Source organism: Streptomyces sp. NBC_00569, from assembly GCF_036345255.1.
GTDB lineage: Bacteria > Actinomycetota > Actinomycetes > Streptomycetales > Streptomycetaceae > Streptomyces.
This window is the reverse complement of record NZ_CP107783.1, coordinates 7,575,170-7,590,951: the sequence shown is the minus strand read 5'-3', so window position 1 is coordinate 7,590,951 and position 15,782 is coordinate 7,575,170. Positions and strand designations below refer to the sequence as shown.

13 protein-coding genes and 1 pseudogene are annotated in these 15,782 nt (G+C 67.3%); 8 read left to right on the top strand and 6 right to left on the bottom strand.

The features are described from left to right. Positions 1-32 precede the first annotated feature (32 nt). Positions 33-1,457 (bottom strand): GH39 family glycosyl hydrolase, encoded by a 1,425-nt coding sequence (locus OHO83_RS34170; protein ID WP_330280209.1) that lies wholly within the window; start codon positions 1,455-1,457, stop codon positions 33-35. Positions 1,458-1,611: 154 nt separating this feature from the next. On the opposite strand from OHO83_RS34170, the gene OHO83_RS34165 reads away from it, so the two are divergent. Beyond that, positions 1,612-2,706 carry a DUF5925 domain-containing protein gene (locus OHO83_RS34165; RefSeq protein WP_266668834.1) on the top strand — a complete coding sequence of 365 codons (1,095 nt, stop codon included), beginning with the start codon at positions 1,612-1,614 and terminating at the stop codon, positions 2,704-2,706. Positions 2,707-2,742: 36 nt separating this feature from the next. Here OHO83_RS34165 and OHO83_RS34160 read toward each other — a convergent pair whose 3' ends face one another. Next, entirely contained in the window at positions 2,743-3,123 is a 381-nt protein-coding gene (locus OHO83_RS34160; RefSeq protein WP_330280208.1) for a GntR family transcriptional regulator, read from the bottom strand. A 70-nt stretch (positions 3,124-3,193) separates the two neighbouring features. Between OHO83_RS34160 and OHO83_RS34155 the strand changes: the two genes are divergently transcribed. After that, on the top strand, positions 3,194-4,114 hold the full coding sequence (locus OHO83_RS34155) for a GNAT family N-acetyltransferase (RefSeq protein WP_330280207.1): 921 nt from the start codon (positions 3,194-3,196) through the stop codon (positions 4,112-4,114). Next, on the top strand, positions 4,095-4,595 hold the full coding sequence (locus OHO83_RS34150) for a DUF402 domain-containing protein (protein ID WP_266668839.1): 501 nt from the start codon (positions 4,095-4,097) through the stop codon (positions 4,593-4,595). Before OHO83_RS34155 ends, OHO83_RS34150 begins: the two co-directional genes overlap by 20 nt. On the opposite strand, the gene OHO83_RS34145 is transcribed toward OHO83_RS34150, so the two are convergent. Next, positions 4,592-5,227 carry a class I SAM-dependent methyltransferase gene (locus OHO83_RS34145; RefSeq protein ID WP_330280206.1) on the bottom strand — a complete coding sequence of 212 codons (636 nt, stop codon included), beginning with the start codon at positions 5,225-5,227 and terminating at the stop codon, positions 4,592-4,594. The genes OHO83_RS34150 and OHO83_RS34145 overlap by 4 nt on opposite strands. A 110-nt stretch (positions 5,228-5,337) precedes the next feature. On the opposite strand from OHO83_RS34145, the gene OHO83_RS34140 reads away from it, so the two are divergent. Further along, the gene (locus OHO83_RS34140) at positions 5,338-5,478 is read left to right on the top strand and encodes a hypothetical protein (RefSeq protein WP_326713761.1); all 141 of its coding nucleotides are present in this window, start codon (positions 5,338-5,340) and stop codon (positions 5,476-5,478) included. 19 nt (positions 5,479-5,497) lie between these two features. Here the strand turns inward: OHO83_RS34140 and OHO83_RS34135 are convergent, their stop codons facing one another. Together OHO83_RS34135 and OHO83_RS34130 are read right to left on the bottom strand one after the other, a co-directional pair. Beyond that, a complete protein-coding gene (locus OHO83_RS34135; protein ID WP_330280205.1) occupies positions 5,498-5,977 on the bottom strand; it encodes a GNAT family N-acetyltransferase in 480 nt (159 codons plus the stop codon). Between the two features lie 266 nt (positions 5,978-6,243). Continuing rightward, entirely contained in the window at positions 6,244-6,573 is a 330-nt protein-coding gene (locus OHO83_RS34130; RefSeq protein WP_266668844.1) for a hypothetical protein, read from the bottom strand. A gap of 581 nt (positions 6,574-7,154) precedes the next feature. Here OHO83_RS34130 and OHO83_RS34125 point away from each other — a divergent pair. Together OHO83_RS34125 and OHO83_RS34120 are read left to right on the top strand one after the other, a co-directional pair. Beyond that, on the top strand, positions 7,155-7,568 hold the full coding sequence (locus OHO83_RS34125; RefSeq protein WP_330280845.1) for a hypothetical protein: 414 nt from the start codon (positions 7,155-7,157) through the stop codon (positions 7,566-7,568). A 176-nt stretch (positions 7,569-7,744) separates the two neighbouring features. Continuing rightward, positions 7,745-8,335, top strand: a pseudogene (locus tag OHO83_RS34120) (XRE family transcriptional regulator); the annotation flags it as partial. On the opposite strand, the gene OHO83_RS34115 reads toward OHO83_RS34120, so the two are convergent. Next, positions 8,319-9,107, bottom strand: a complete 789-nt coding sequence (locus OHO83_RS34115) for an NUDIX domain-containing protein (protein WP_330280204.1) — start codon at positions 9,105-9,107, stop codon at positions 8,319-8,321. The pseudogene OHO83_RS34120 and the gene OHO83_RS34115 overlap by 17 nt on opposite strands. A 587-nt stretch (positions 9,108-9,694) precedes the next feature. On the opposite strand from OHO83_RS34115, the gene OHO83_RS34110 reads away from it, so the two are divergent. After that, complete coding sequence (locus OHO83_RS34110) at positions 9,695-10,057, top strand: Pepco domain-containing protein (protein WP_330280203.1); 363 nt, start codon at positions 9,695-9,697, stop codon at positions 10,055-10,057. Between the two features lie 16 nt (positions 10,058-10,073). Then, positions 10,074-14,840: a wHTH domain-containing protein gene (locus tag OHO83_RS34105; protein WP_330280202.1), complete on the top strand. Its 4,767-nt coding sequence runs from the start codon at positions 10,074-10,076 to the stop codon at positions 14,838-14,840. The last annotated feature ends 942 nt before the right edge of the window (positions 14,841-15,782 follow it).

The window sequence follows — 15,782 nt, the reverse complement described above, 5'->3', positions numbered from 1 at the left end:
GGGCCTCAAGAGCAGTCGGTGGCTCGGGTGGACTATTTCCGCTCGAGCCACTTCACTTCGTAGGCACCCATCTCGAACCGCTTCCCGTCGACCTTCGCGCTGATCTTCCGGTCCAGAGTGTTCACCACTACGGCCGTCCTGTCGTCGGCGAGCACCCGCACGTTCGGCACGTCGTCCGCGGCGACCGGCACCGTCTTGTACTCGGTGCCGGGCGGGAACGCCTTGTGGAAGCGGGAGATCAGGTCGTACATGGGCAGTTTCGTACCGCCGCCGTCCGACTGCGTGGGCGTCCACAGGCAGCCGGCGCACGTCGTGCCCGTCTTCTCCTCCGGGTTCCAGTAGAAGCCGGAGGACGCGCCTCCCTTGGCCATCGCGACGAGGCCGGACGCCTGGACGGCGACGCGGTGCGGCTCGCTCCAGCCCTTGCGGTCGTCGTTCCGGTCGCCGGGCTCGACGTAGTACTCGGCCCACCACAGGGGCAGGCCATGGGTCTGCCGCTCCACCCACCTGCCGACGGCGGTGAGTTTGTCGGTGGCCTTGAACGCGTCGGGCAGCAACTCGTCGTCGACGGTGTAGCTGGAGCCGTCGACGACGACGAAGTCGGCGCCCGCCTTGTTCTTGTTCCAGTAGTCGAAGGCGTCGAGGACACGCTGGTCCATGCTGCCCCAGGGCCCCTTCACGTCCGCCGACGCGTTCTCGGTCCGGCGCGGGTCGACGCTGTCCATCACCAGGTAGGGCCCGCCGACCATGATGTCCTTGTCGACCTTCTTGAGGGCCTTGTAGACGAGGTTGTACAGCTCCGTGTAGCCCTCGTAGTCCCAGCGCTGCTTCCCGTTGTTCCAGAAGCCCTTGAACTCGTTCCAGACGATGAAGTGGCGCACGTCCGGGTAGCGCCTGGCGACCGTCGCGGCGAGCGCGGCGAAGTCCTTGAAGTGCGCGCGGTCGGGCGCGGTCTCCAGGGACTGCCGGCTCCAGTCCGTGTTGCCGGCCCCCGCCTTGCCGCCCTTCATCCAGTCCGGGGAGCAGCACAGGGTGACGACGGGGGTGCCGCCCGACTTCCTGACGAAGTCGATCCGGCGGTCCATCTCGTCGAAGTCGTAACGGCCCTTGACCGGCTCCGGGTTCCCGGCGCCCCAGCCCATGATGTGCTGGATCTGCGGAACTCCCTGGCCGGTGAGCATGTCCTCGACCCGCCGCGTCGCGCCGTCGTCGCCCTCGTCCGCGCTGTACTGGGTGTGTGTGAAGCCCCATCCGACCGCCGGCCCCAGCCCCGCGGGCGGGTCGGACGGGGAGCCGTGCACCTTGTCACCGGCGCTCGTGGTGCCCCTGTCGTCGGCCCGGTCGTCCGGCAGTGTGCTGATCACCGTCAGCACCAGGGCCAGAGCGGCCACCCCCACGCCGAGCAGAGCGGTGAGCCGCCACCACCCTGCCCCCGAATTCCACCCATGCCGTCCCATCAAGGGCAAGAGTATCTACGGTCCTTCGCGGAGGGACAGACTCCGTTGCGACAGGGTGGTAACGGGGAACGGGGGCGGTCCGCCGTGCGGGCAAGCGTGTGACGCGCTGCGGAAATCCCGTGCGGGAGCGCCGTGCGTGGCAGATCATGGCGGCATGTCTGCGAACCCACACGACGCGCTGCCGATCCGGCTCAACGTCGACGACAGCGACTCTCCGGCCGACGTCGTCGACGCGCTGTTCCTCGGCCGTTTCGCGACGGGCGAGCAGCCGCACTCGCACGCGGCGAACATCGACCGGGTGCGGTCGGGGGCCACGCTCCTGCCGCCCGACGCGGTGGTCCTGCGCTCCGCGCGCGACGACGACCGCAGCGCGATGCTCGCCGAGGGCGACGGCTGGACCGTCCTCGTCTCCCGCTGGAACAGGGGCGCCGACGTCACCGTGACGGCGACCACCGCGGAGCTCGCCGAGAAGGTGCTCGGGCAGGCCACGGACGGCGCCGCCGACGAACCCGAACCCCAGCCGGAGAACGTGACGATGGGGTTCTGGTACGTCTCGCCCCGGCGCGGGCCGCACCGCACCACGCGGCAGATCTCGGCCGGTACGTGGGACGAGGTGCGGGACAACTACACGGCGCCGGTGGCCGGGGCCATGGACCAGCTGATGAAGACGACCCCGGAGGACATCGCGGGCCGGCTGCTCCTGCTGCACGGGCCGCCCGGCACGGGCAAGACGTCCGCGCTGCGCACGCTGGCCCGGTCGTGGCGGGACTGGTGCCAGGTGGACTGCGTACTGGACCCGGAGCGGCTGTTCTCCGACGTCGGCTATCTCATGGACATCGCGATCGGCGAGGACGACGGCACGGCGAAGGGCCGCTGGCGCCTCCTCCTCCTGGAGGACTGCGACGAGCTCATCCGCGGCGAGGCCAAGCACACGGCGGGGCAGGCGCTCTCACGCCTGCTCAACCTGACGGACGGCCTGCTCGGGCAGGGGCGGAACGTGCTGGTCGGCGTCACGACGAACGAGGACCTGGAGCGTCTCCACCCGGCGGTCGTGCGCCCCGGCCGCTGCCTGGCCCGTATCGAGGTGGGCCCCCTCACCCACCGCGAGTCGGTGGACTGGCTCGGCAGCGAGGAGGGCGTGGGCCGCGACGGCGCGACGCTCGCCGAGCTGTACGCGCTGCGCCGCGGCACCAGCCCGGCGTCGGTCCCGGACCAGCGCGATTCGGCGGACGCGGGGCTGTACCTGTAGGGGCTCAGGACCTGGGTGCCCGGAACTGCCGTGCGGTCACCCCTTGTCCCCGTACAACGCCCGCAGCGCGTCCCGTACCGCGGCGAGTGCCTGCGACTCGGAGAGACCGAGGCGGTGGGCCCGTTCCGCGAACGCGGCGGCCGCCGCCGAGGCCTCCCGGGCCGAGGCGTCACCCGCGGCGGCGACGAAGGTGCCGTTGCGGCCGCGCGTCTCGATGACGCCGTCCGACTCGAGCGCCCGATACGCCTTGGCCACCGTGTTGGCGGCCAGGCCGAGCGTCTCGGCGAGCCCGCGCACCGTCGGCAGTTTGTAGCCGACGGGCAGGGTCCCGGAGAGGGCCTGTCCGGCGATCTGGGCCCGTACCTGTTCGTAGGGCGCCGTCGCCGCGCCAGCATCGATGTCGATCTTCAAGGTCACGGGCCGATTGTCCCGCACCCGGGAAAAATGGGAGGCACCCCGGCGCGCCCCGCGCGTAGCGTGCGGCCGTATGACTGTGATCGTCCGGGCCCTGCGGCCCGAGGACGCGGCCGCGTTCGCCCGGATTCGCCGCGCCGCAGTGCCCGCCATGCTCGCCACCGCCGAGTCGGTCGCCTTCGATCTGGCGCACGCCCATCCGGACGCCCGGTACCGGCCGCTGGTCGCCGAGGCCGACGGCGAGGTCGTCGGCACCGCGCAGGTGGGGATCGCGTACGACAGCCCGGATCCGGGACAGGGCTATGTGAACGTCTATGTCGACCCCGGGCGCACGGGGCTCGGAGCCGGTTCGCTCATCGTGCGGGCGGCGGAGGAGTATCTCGCCGGGGAGGGCGCTGTCGCCGTCTACTCGTGGGTGCTCGACACCCCGCGGGACCGGGCGTTCGCCGCGCGCCACGGCTACCGGGCGAGCCGGCCGGCCCGCTTCCTGCGCCTCGATCTGGCGCACGGCACGCTGCCGCCGCTCGCCGCGCCGCCGGCCGGAGTGACGCTGCGGACCGGCGCGGACTTCGCGGACGACCCGCGTCCGCTGTTCGACCTGGACGCGGAGACGGTGAGCGACGAACCGAGCGACGTGGCCACGGAGTTCACGGACTACGAGCACTGGCTCGACGAGACCTGGCACCATCCGCTGACCGACCACGAACTGACCTCGGTGGCCGTGGCCGACGGCCGGCCCGTGGCGTTCAGCCTGGCCCGCACCGATGGCGAGACCCGCTACACGTCGGGCATGACCGGCACCGCGCGGGAGTTCCGCGGCCGGGGCCTGGCCAAGCTGGCCAAGAACGACTCCCTGCACCGCGCCCGCGAGGCGGGCGTCACGGAGGCGTTCACGGGCAACGACGCGGAGAACGGCCCGATGCTCGCGATCAACAAATGGTTCGGCTACGAGATCTGTGCAACGGAGGTACGCCATGTCCGCACCCTCACCTGAGACGACCGAGTCTCTTGAGGTGGTCCTGCTCAAGGCGGGCCGCACGAAGATCCGTTACCCCGCGGACGTCGTCCGTGACGATGGCACGCGCGTGACCGTCACCGCCGCCTGGGCCTCCCCCGGGGTCAGGGACTTCGGGTTCGTGCGCTTCGGGCCGGGCGACGTCTTCACCGAGCACTACTGGCGGGACCGGTGGTACGCGGTCAAGGAGGTGCGCACCGGCGGCGGCACGCTCAAGGGCTGGTACTGCGACGTGACCCGGCCGGCGGTCCGCGAGGGCGGCGAACTCGTCGTGGAGGACCTCGACCTCGACCTGTGGGTCTCGGCCGACGGCAGTGACGTACTGCGGCTGGACGAGGACGAGTTCGCGGAGAGCGGGCTCGCGGAGAGCGACCCGCACGCGGCGGCGGCCGCGCTCCGCGCCCTCGACGACCTCGAACTCCTCGCGCGCACCGAGGGGTTCGGCCGGCTGCTCGGCTAGGACCGTACGGCCGCGACCACCGCGTACCGGTCGTCCTCGACCTGTCTTCCCCACAACAGCGCGTCGCCGGAGAGCGGTTCGTCCCGGACGTGGGCGGCGAGCGGGGCGAGGGCGCCGGCGAGCCGGGCGGCCGGGATGCCTACGGGGCTGAGCGTTCCCCACACGCCCTCCACCAGGATCAGCCGGCCGCCGGGCCGCAGCAGCGAGAGCCAGTGTGCGAGGGCGCCGTCGAGGTCGGGCAGTGTCCACGCGACGTGCCGCACAAGGACGGCGTCGAAGGTCTCGCCCGCGACGGGCGGCGCCGCGGCGTCCCCGACGAGCACCCGGGCGGCGCGGCCGGCGAGCTTGGCGCGCGCGAGGCCGACCATGGCGGGCGACAGGTCGACCGCGGTCACGCTGTGTCCCTGGTCGGTGGCGAGCAGCGACATGTTGCCCGTGCCGCAGCCCAGGTCGAGCAGGTCGCAGGGGTGGTCCGGCAGCCAGTCCCGCAGGCGCGCGGCCCAGGCCCCGCGCACGGCGGGATCACGCAGACCGCGGTCGGGTTCGTCGTCGAAGGCCGCGGCCTCGGCGTCCCAGTCGACCCGTTCCAGGGGCGCCATGTCCCGATTCGTGGTGTCCTCGCTCACCCTCATGCCCAGATCGTGACACCTGCCACTGACAATTACGCTTCGATGCGTCACCCTCCGGGGAACACGTCTACAGCGGTACCGCAGTGGAACCGGGGTAGGCACAGGAGGCAGTCATGCGCCGTGTGACCATCAACAAGCCCGTGGCGAAGACCAGCACCACCCGTCGGCAGCAGCAGGAAGACGCCGCCGAGCGCCGCCACGACCGTCCGGAAGTGCGCAAGGACATCCGGCGCACGTGGTGGCCCGACGAGTGAGCGGGCCGGGGCGCACGCGTCACGCAGTCCGGTCGGTGGAGAGCCTCTTGCGGTAGTGGATGCGGTCGTAAGGCCCGTCGACGCGCCGCTCCGTCACCTCGTAGCCGTACCGCGGATAGATCTCCTGGTTCTCCCACATCATCGCGTTCGTGTAGAGCCGCACCTCGGGGAGGCCGAGCACGCGTGCGTGCTCGTCGACGAATGCCAGCAGCCGTCGCCCCACGCCCTGTCCATGGGCGTCGGGGTGGACGGCGATGCTGTCGAGGAACAGATGGTCCTCGCGGGGCTCGACGACCACGAGCCCGACGACGGCGGGCGCTCCTCCCTGCTCCCCGTCCACGACGTACACCCTGCCCGCGGCGACCTCGGCGCCATGGTCGGCCTCCATGGGCGCGGGCACCACTCCGATGCGGTCGATGTAGTGGCGGTACGCGGCGTCGGTCACCGTCTTCACGGCGGGCACGTCGGCTGCCACTGCGCGGCGAACTGTGTGAGTCATGGCCGCACAGTACGGGACCTGATCACAGCCTGAGCGCCTCCCCGATCGACAGGAACTCACGGAGACCAGTGGCCCCGACAGGCACCGTCCACACCGAAGGCCTGTGACCGATTCGCCTGGTCAATGCGCGGGCCCAGAACCCTGCGGCCGGAAACGGGGTGATCGTAGATCTCGGCCGGCCGCTGGTGTCTGTGCGGCGGAAGGCATGTGGAGGACGCGGAAGGGGTGCCCTCCCCCGACAGCGGAAGGGCACCCCCTAAGGACGGTCAGCGGTGGTCGTAGCGGTCGTGACCCCAGCGACCGTCACGGTGGTGACCCCAGCGACCGTCACGGCCGTCGCGGTGGTGACCCCAGCGACCGTCACGGTGGTGACCCCAGCGGTGGTCGTAGCGGTCGTGACCCCAGCGACCGTCGTGGTGGTGACCCCGGTGGCCGTCGTGGTCGCCGCGCCTGTGGTCGTCACCGTGGTCGTGACCACGGTCGTACGCGGCATGAGAGACCACCGGAGTCGCGGTGGCGGCGCTGGCGCCTGTGGCGCCGCCCACCAGGACGGCGCCCGCGACGCCCAGCGCGGCGACAAAACGGGAAACCCGCATTCGATGCTCCTTTCACGGCAGGTGCCTGATGCGCCTGCCTGGGTCGGACACATGCATATTCGCGCCCGCAATGCACCGTTACGTCCGACTCGCCATCAAGGGCGCCTTATGTAGCGAAAAATCGCTGAATGGGGAACCGGCATCCGGTGTGTCGGCGTCACGCGCGCGCGTACGGGTGGCGCCCTCGTCCATCAGGGTGAAGCGGAGCGAGCCTCTTCGGGGAGCCGAACGGGGAGCCGACCACCGCGACACCCCTGGATGCCAGTGGACTGTCATGGACCGATTCACCCATGACCCGCAGGTCGACGAGCTCTCTCCGAGCGCCCACCCTGAGCCCCCGATTAGCCCTCCCTTAAACGCACCGTAAAGGCCCAAGAGCGCCTCGCTGACCTGCGATGCAGGTCAGCGAGGCGCCACGACTTACCCCTGATCGTTGGGGAGCCAAATAGGGGGCCATCGAACGCACCATGGCCTGGCCTGCCGACTGCCGACATCTCCAGCGTCGCTACGAGCGGTAGCCATCCATTTCCTGGCCTTCACCAACATCGCCTGCACCGCATCTGCTACCGCAGACTCACCAATTGAGATGGGCTCTGAGCCTCGAACGCATCGACCGGGCGCTCGACATAGCGCGGCGGCGGGAAGCCGAGGAGCAGGAGCGCCGGGAGCGTGCGGCGGCAGAACGGCGGTTCAAGGTTGAGCCGGGTCTGGATCAGCAGATCATCCACCGTGGCGGCTGCGCGAAGTGGGCCGGGAATGGCAGCTTCCTCGACCGGGCGGAGATACTGCTAGCCATTACGATGCGCTCAACGTCCGGCCCTGCACCGTCTGCCGGCCCGACACCGCGCTCGGGGTGCTCGACTGAGCAAAGCCGTCGCACCCTGGAGATATGGCGAGGTGGCACTGGCCGATCAAGGGAAGAGCTCTACGTGAGGCAAACGGTGACTTTCTCGCTCACCCCAGTGTTCAGGTTCTTCCTCTCCTCGATCTTGTAGCTGCCGCCACAGACACCGTTGCTTTGGCCATTTCCTTGGTCATTGCCGTTGCCGTTGCCGTTCCTCCAATCGTTGCCGTTCCTCCAACCGTTGCCGTTCCTCCAACCGTTGCCGTAGCCGTTGCCACACCAGTTGTAATAGCAACCGCCGTCGTTGCCACGCTGGTTGCTACTGGGAAGCACTACGAACTCGCCAAGCGGGCAGCGCATGACGCGGCGGCTCCGATGTACCTCGCCCACGCGATGGGAGAGCAGGCGTACGTACTCTGCGAGGCTGGCCGACCTGCGCTAGGTCTGGAACTGATCCGCGATGCTCAGCGCACCCTCGGCCAGGCTGGATCGCCTCGCCTATGTGCGTGGCTTCATGCCGCTGAGGCGGAGCTGTGCGCCCATGCTGGCATGCCTGACGACTGCCGACGTGCACTCGATGCGGCTATGGCGAGCATCCCCCCGGGAGCCGAGGCTCGGGACCCCGACATGGCGAGCATCTTCTTGAACGGTGGTCACCTAGCCCGATGGCGAGGCAACATCTTGGGCCTGTTGGGGGACGCCGACGCTGTGAACAGCCTGTATGGGGCCCTGGAGGTGGTGGACCCGACTTTTGTCCGTGCGCAAGCCGGACTCCACACTGACCTCGCGCAAGCTCATCTGTCTCGTGCCGAGTTCGAGGATGCGAACACTCATCTGCGGAAGGCACGACTGCTGGCGAGCCGCACCGGTTCGGTGCGGCAGCGCCGCCGCGTCGACCTCCTCAGCGAGCGGCTGTAACTCCTGGCTTGCCGCGACTCGCGAGGATGTAAAGCAAAGCCACGAGGGTGCCGGAGCCCATCAGTTCACCGCGGGCCATGAGCCCCGGAATGTCAGCCAGGGGTACCCACTCGATGTGGCCCGCCTCTTCAAGATCGGTCGGCTCACCAACCCGCTCGGCTCCGCGTCCAACGAAGATCTCGTGAGGTGAGTCGACCATCCCGACCATGGGCTGATAGGTGACGACGTGCTCCACGGACTTCGGGCGCCACCCCGTCTCTTCCACTACTTCTCTCAGTGCCGTGGTCGCAGGATCTTCCCCTTCGTCCACGATGCCGCCCGGGAGTTCCCATCCCCACTGCTTCGGAACGAAGCGGTACCGCCACATCATCAAAACGCGGTCTTGATCGTCCAAGACCGCTGTGACGGCTACGTGGTGGAGCTTCACCACGTGGTGCTCGAAGCGCTCTACGCCGGGAGGCTCCACATCCCAAAGTTGGAGCTTCACCCAGCGGTTGTCATAGAGATCCCGTTCACCGTGAACGACCCATGGCTCCAAGCCTTCGGGCGTACTGACGCTCACCGCTCCAGGAACCCGATACGAACTTCTACCTCGAACCTCCAAGGCCCCTTCTGACAGAAGTCGGGCGAGGACTTGCCGAAGCGCCGTCCGGCCGATGCCGAGCTCCTCCGAGAGGGTTCTCTCTGAGGGCATCTTGTCGCCAGGGGCGTACTCGCCTGACGCGAGTCGAGCGCGAATCGTCTCGTAGACCTTGGCTGTCTTCGGTCCCATCCGTGGCGCACTCTCCATTCTAGGGTGGTGCGTACCAGCGTAACGGGGGAGGGGTGCAGGGTCTCCGGTCGTGTTGATGGGGAACCTCCTAGGTATCTAACGATCTATGTAAGTAGCCGGCGGAGGTCCTGGCGGGGTCGGCGGCCGGCAGACAGCTCGGTGCTCGAATCGTCGACTGGGCATCCCGCGTTGCCGCCCTAGAGGGGCGCGACTGGGCTTGTATCGATACCTGGCGCACGGACACCGGGCTGCATGCCTATTACGAACGGCTGGGGGTTCAAGTCAGCACCGACAGATTCCGATAGTTAAGCCTCCAGGTGTCAGCGCTTGCGCGCTGGTGGGGTGCCGGGCCAGGACCGAGTGAGCCGAGTGAGCCGAGTGAGCCGAGTGAGCCGAGTGAGCGATAACGGCCAGTCGCCCTAGATGTACTGTCCTGCCCCGAGGTCGGCTCACACTTCGTGCCTGCCTTGGCCGCCACGGCTCGATGCGATGCTGGGCAACTACACGAAGATTCGCGAGTAGGGCCTCGTCCAGGTACCTGATGCCTCTATGATGTGTCGATTTCCACATCTGATGCGAGGGAAGTCATGTTCGAAACAGGTCAGGCCGCATACGCCGAGCAGGACGCCATCGTAGAGGGGCTTGACGTGCTGGTGTCCATCGACGACACCGAACCGGCTTCCGGCTCAGGGGACATGGGAATCTTCGGGCGTCGGAGCGAGGACACCCTGGTTCGGCGGATCCCCACCGCCGTCCTGCGGGAGAACCTCCAACGCTCCGTGGACACCTTGCAGCAGGTACTCGCGGATCTCAGAGTGCCCGACGGCGGAATGTCGTTGCAGCAGGCGCAGGTTTCCTTCGAGATCACCGCGACCGGAGGCATCGCCATTGTAGGGACATCAGCCCAAGTGGGAGCCAAGGGAGCGATTACGCTGACCTTCGGCTCCTGAACCGCCGGAGACCGCGATGAACGGCTCGTACCGCGCCTTGCTGATTAGTGTACCGACCTACCGCGACCCCCTCATTGAAGATCTGCCCTTCGTCACGGACGATACGGCGGAGCTGGCGGAGGCGCTGGGCGGCATCGGGTATGACGTGCGCATCCACGACGTCGACGAGACAGACCGGGAGAGCATCGACTACGCCATCGAGGCCTTTTTCCAAGGCGCCTCTCCAGGTGAGACGCTGCTCCTCTACCTCAGCGGCCACGGAGTCCACCACGGCGGCAAGGACTACCTAGTTCCCAAGGGCGCGCGGACGGCCTCCCACGATTTCCGCGGCAAGTGCCTCTCGCTTGACTTCAGCAGCTACGTCGAGCGCAGCGAAGCTGGTGACGTGGTCGTGTTCGTGGATGCTTGCCGCGAGGGCATCGACCTCATGCAGATGTCTGTTGGCAACGCCGTTGGCTGGTCCGACATGCGGGTCACACGCGTCGGCGAGCGCCATTACTGCCACGTTTACGCCTGTTCTCCAGGAGAGCGCGCCCGCTACACCCGTGCGGGAAACAGCACCTTCAGCATCTTCTCCCGTGCTCTCAGCACCGTCGTGGCAGACGAGGCGGGCCCGAGCACGCTGCGCGACCTCAAGGAGCAATTGCAGAGCGCGACGGACGCGCTGACTGCCGAGCACAAGCTGTTTCGTCAGCAGATCAGGGTACGCACCGAGAAGGAGACCGATGATTTTGTCGTCTTCGAGCGACCTGACCGCACCACGCACGGAGCCGGAGGTGAGCATGCCTGGGTGACGGCGGCCCGCAACCACCCCGCATGGAAGCAGATCGGCGACGTCCCCAGCACGGAAGCCATGCGCACGGCCACCGTGGCCCTTGTCGCTCAGATCGCCCCGCAGTCCCTCCGGGACGAGGCCCGATTAACCGAGGACCCCTGGCGGCCGGCCGACTTCGCTGAGCGGATGACCGGAGGAGTGGGCTGGCTATTGTCGAAGGTCCTCAATCCGGAGAAACTGGCACTCTCTCCGGCCGAGGCTGCCCTGCTTGTCGCCGTTCCCTACCTCTACGTGTCGTGCGCGAATCGCGCTGCGGCGCAGGCGCTAGAGGCCCAGCCCACAAACCTCGGCCGCGTGCCGTGTGCAACCCCAGCCCGCGCGAACTACGAGCAGTTTCTCAACAATCAGCAGCGGTTGGTGCGCCGTGCCGCACTCGAGGTCCAGTCACCTGGCGGGAGAGACCGTGCGGCCGATATCGCTTGGTGGCTATTCCGTCGCTGGCTGACCAGAAAGCCCGGCGGATTCCAGGAAGAAATCCTGGACGGCTTGCTCGGCCCCGTGGAGAGCCTATTGGAGGACATCCCGGCCGATGCCGACCGCAAGCTTGTCACCGAACTGTTCGAGCTGAACACCCTGTCGATGCTGCTGCGCTCGCTGCGTACCTCCTACGATACGACCACCATCCGCCCCAAACGCCAGCTGGCAGGCGGTGCCGAGGCCGAACAGCACATCCGCGAGCAACTGCTAGTCGCTCTGCTGACGGTAGCCCACCACTTGGCAATCGACCCCGTCCTGCTACCGGACGTCATCGCGGAGCACCTCGGCATCAGCTACTCCGTGGACATGAAGGAGCTCCACCAAACCATCCAGACAGCACGCTGGGACCAGCATGGGCGTACCCGCGTCCTCAACGCCGCTTGCCACCACCCGGCGGTAGGCCTAGCCCTGCGGCAGCAGGCAGCCGCCCTGGACTCTCTGTTCGGCGCGGTCGACGTCCAGGCCAGCAGCGAACCCCAACTGGAGCCGTTGCAGGATCTGCCGGCGCACGCCACCGCCAACCAAGTGCGGCCAGCAGTCGACGCTGCAGGGACGCCCGCATATGAGTCGACGGACCTGCGCTTCCGTCTCGCCGACGACCGCATTCAGGAACTCCTCATGGGCGAGCAGCTGTACGGGGATCCGGCGCTGGCGATCCGAGAGCTCTACCAGAACGCCCTGGACGCCTGCCGCTACCGAGGGGCCCGCACCCAGTACTTACGGCGACGGCACCCCGAACTCGCTACCTGGTCGGGTCGCATCACATTCAAACAAGATGTAGACGAGCACGGCCGGGCTTACATCGAATGTACTGACAATGGCATCGGTATGGGGCAACGCGAGCTCCGCGAAGTTTTCTCCCACGCCGGTATGCGATTCGCCGACCTGCCCGAGTATCTCGACGAACACGCCGAGTGGCGTGAAGTAGGCATTGAGCTCCATGCCAACAGCCGCTTTGGCATCGGTGTGCTCAGTTACTTCATGATCGCTGACGACATCTCGGTGACCACATGCCGCCTGGACCGCGAAGGCCACCCGGGCCGGCGCCTGCGGGTGGACATCGCCGGCCCAGGGTCCCTCTTCTACATTCGAGACCTGGGGCGGGGCCATGAGGCAGGTACCACCGTGCGGATGTACCTCCGCCCGTCCGCCGAGCTGCCCTCCTGCACCGATCTGTTGCGGCGGTTGCTGTGGATCTCCGAGTACTCGGTGACCGCCCAGGACTTGGAAGCCCGGTTCGAGTGGAAGCCGGACGTGTTGTCGTCCGTGGCCCCATTGGCCGCCGCACAAGACCCGCATGCCAGCAATGCAGTGCGCGCCGCCAACGTCACAGTTGATGCCACGACCCGCCCCGATGTGTGGTGGACGAATGGCAGTGGTGGCATCCTCGCGGACGGCCTGTGGATCGGCGTCCCACTGTATGGAGCCGTGGTTAACCTCACCGGGGAGTATGTGCCGCAACTGACCGTCGACCGCAGACGCGCGTTGGCCTACGACAAAGTTCGTGTCACGCAACGGCTGCGCGAGGAGATCCCGACGTTGCTGCGGGAGGACACCAAGGTCTTCAGCCACAGCTGGCTATCGGAGCTGGTCTCCCACTATCCAGCGCTGGCGGACGAGATAGCCGAGGCCGCAGTAACCGGCCGATACAGCCCCTGGGTGGCGGGAGGACAGGAGCTGGACATCACCGCAGCGGGTTGCTTCCCGATGGACAAGACGCTCATGCAGGGCGATATCTGGTTCGACCGCCCCGCCGTGACCATCCCGGAACTCGTCCTTACATGGCGAGTCAAGTCGTGGGTGGCCGCAGGGGCGTTTCCCGAGGTGGGGCTTACCGACCTCGATTCGGTGGTACGTGCACGGCCCACGGACATCGGTCTGCTCATCGAATCGCCAACCGAAGAGGACCTCAGGGGCAAATTTAGCTGGGAAAGGCACTACGGGGTGGGCTTGATCGATCCCGAACTACCAGTGCCTCTCGGGCACGTGCTGCAGTTCGCATACATGGTGGGGCGCAGTCCGCAAGAAGCGGCGGACAGGCTCACAGAGCTCGGTTTGCGGCTTCAGGACGGTGTGGTGCTGCCCGAGACGGTCACGACTGACGAACTGCTCATTCTCAGCTGTGATCTCGATCAGCAGCCACCGTGGCTGGATGTGGCTGACCCGGTTTCATTGGGACACGTGCTGATGGCGGCTGAGCGGACGAAGCGTCGTCCTGCGGAGGTAGCGGCCAGACTCGCAGAGCTCGGGCTGCGGCTCGTCGAGGGAACGGTGTTGCCCGAAAGCACGGATCCGACTGACTCTTACCTCCTCGGCCGAGGACGCCTCAGAGGTCCGAGCCCGCGGCCGTGGCTGGATGTGACTGAGCCTGTTCCTCTAGGACACGTGCTGGCGGTGGCTCAGCGGACGAAGCGTCGTCCTGCGGAGGTAGTGGCTCGGCTCACGGAGCTCGGGCTGAGACTGCAGGGCGGAGCCGTGCAGCCCGCGGTTGTGAACCCTGACGACCTGATCATCCTGCGTCATAGGGTCAAGCAGCCCATGCTGTGGTGGGACGTCACGAGGTCTGTGCCACCAGCGCACGTGCTCGTAGCCGCCCACGCCGTGGGGCGGTCTCCTGAAGAGGTGGCGGCCAGGCTGGTGCAGCTCGGCCTACGTCTGCACGAGGCGGCCGAGCTCCCCTCCGCCGTGGACCCCGGAGATCTCACCTTGCTCAACGCGGGCATCGATCGAACGCCGGAATGGTTGAATTTCTCGGAGCCGGTTCCGCTGGGGCATGTGCTGGCGGTGGCCGAGCGCACGAAGCGTCGTCCCGCAGAGGTGGCGGACAGACTCACGGAACTCGGGCTGCGCCTTCCAGAGGGCACTGTGTTGCCTGAAGTCATCGAGTTCGATGATCTCTTCATCCTCAGCAAAGAGCAGGACCGGCTTACGCCGTGGCTAGATGCGGCTGACCCAGTTCCGTTGGGGCATGTACTGGCGGTGGCCGAGCGCACGAAGCGTCGTCCCGCAGAGGTGGCGGACAGACTCATGGATCTCGGGCTGCGTCTTACAGAGGGGACGACACTGCCCGAGTCGGTCGAAGTGGATGATGCGACCATCCTCAGCATGGATGTAGATCGGGCAGCGCCATGGCTGGACAAAGCGGCACCGGTGGCACTGAGCCATGTGCTGCGTGCTGCCGTTGAGTTGGGGCGTCGCCCTGCGGAGGTGGCAGCCCGAATCGTGGCACTTGGTTTCCAGGTGGCGGATGGACCTGTCCAGCTCGAGAACATCAAGCTCGAGGATCTCCGGATGTTCGCTGACCGCGACCGCAGAGGAGAGTATGAATGGCTGGACAAGAACGCGCCGGTCGGGCTGAGCCGCGTCTTCCAGGGCGCCGTCCTCAGCGGACGCCCGCTGTCGGAAGTAGTCCATCGCTTTCGTGATTTTGGGTTCGCCCTGACCGATGACGTGATCTACGCCGCCGACTAGTGCCACACTCGGGCAAATTTCGCTCTACTTTGACGGTCTGTCCGGATGCGGACCGGGGGTTCGAATTCAGCCGAGTGCACTCAGGTGAGAGGCCCTGGACTATGAGTCCGGGGCCTCCTGTGTTGAGCCGTACAGCAGCGAAGTGAGTTCCCCTCGTTGCGGATCGCGCGGCGCCATCAGTGCAGGTCAAGGGGGTACTTCCCGCCCGTTTAGTCGTGGCTTCCGGAGCCGTCTGCGCAGGTTCGAATCCTGCCGGGGCACCTTCTATCAGGTGCCCAAAGACCCCGCCATCAGCGCTTTCGCTGAAGACGGGGTCTTCGTGTATCTGGGGACATGTGCAGCCGTATGCCGCGCTGAGCGGCTCCATGTCAGTCTCTGTGGACTATTCGTGGACAGGATCTTGGTGGCATCGCCCCAGGTCAGCCCGCACAAGCGGCGAAGGCCCTCACGGATCCAGGGGCCACGCTCACTCGTTGGGGCTCAGGCCCGTATCTCTCGCAACAAGGCGCCGGCGTCGTCGCGCAATTCCAGGGTGAACCGCCGGCCGAAGCGGCTGAGCAGGCTGGCGAGCTGCGGGTCGATGGCTCCGTTGAGCAGGCCCCTTTCGCTCCTCGATCGGGTCCAGCTCGTTTTGCCCCCAGCTGGTCTCCACCTCGTAGCCGTGCCAGGACGACGAGCGTGACGACCAGCCGGCGCGGACGAAGGCGGCAGCAACGGGCGCGCCCTCGTCGAGGACACCCGAGGTCCCGCATACATGGCGGGCGCTCCCGGGGAGCCAAACGGGGAGCCAAACGACGCGTCACGTACTGGACGCCAGTGGACTGTCACGGACTGCTTTAGGCGTTTCATGCAGGTCAGCGAGCCCACCTTGAGCGCCCACCCTCAGCCCCCGATTAGCCCTCCCTTAAACGCACCATAAAGATCGCCATCGCCCGCCCTCAT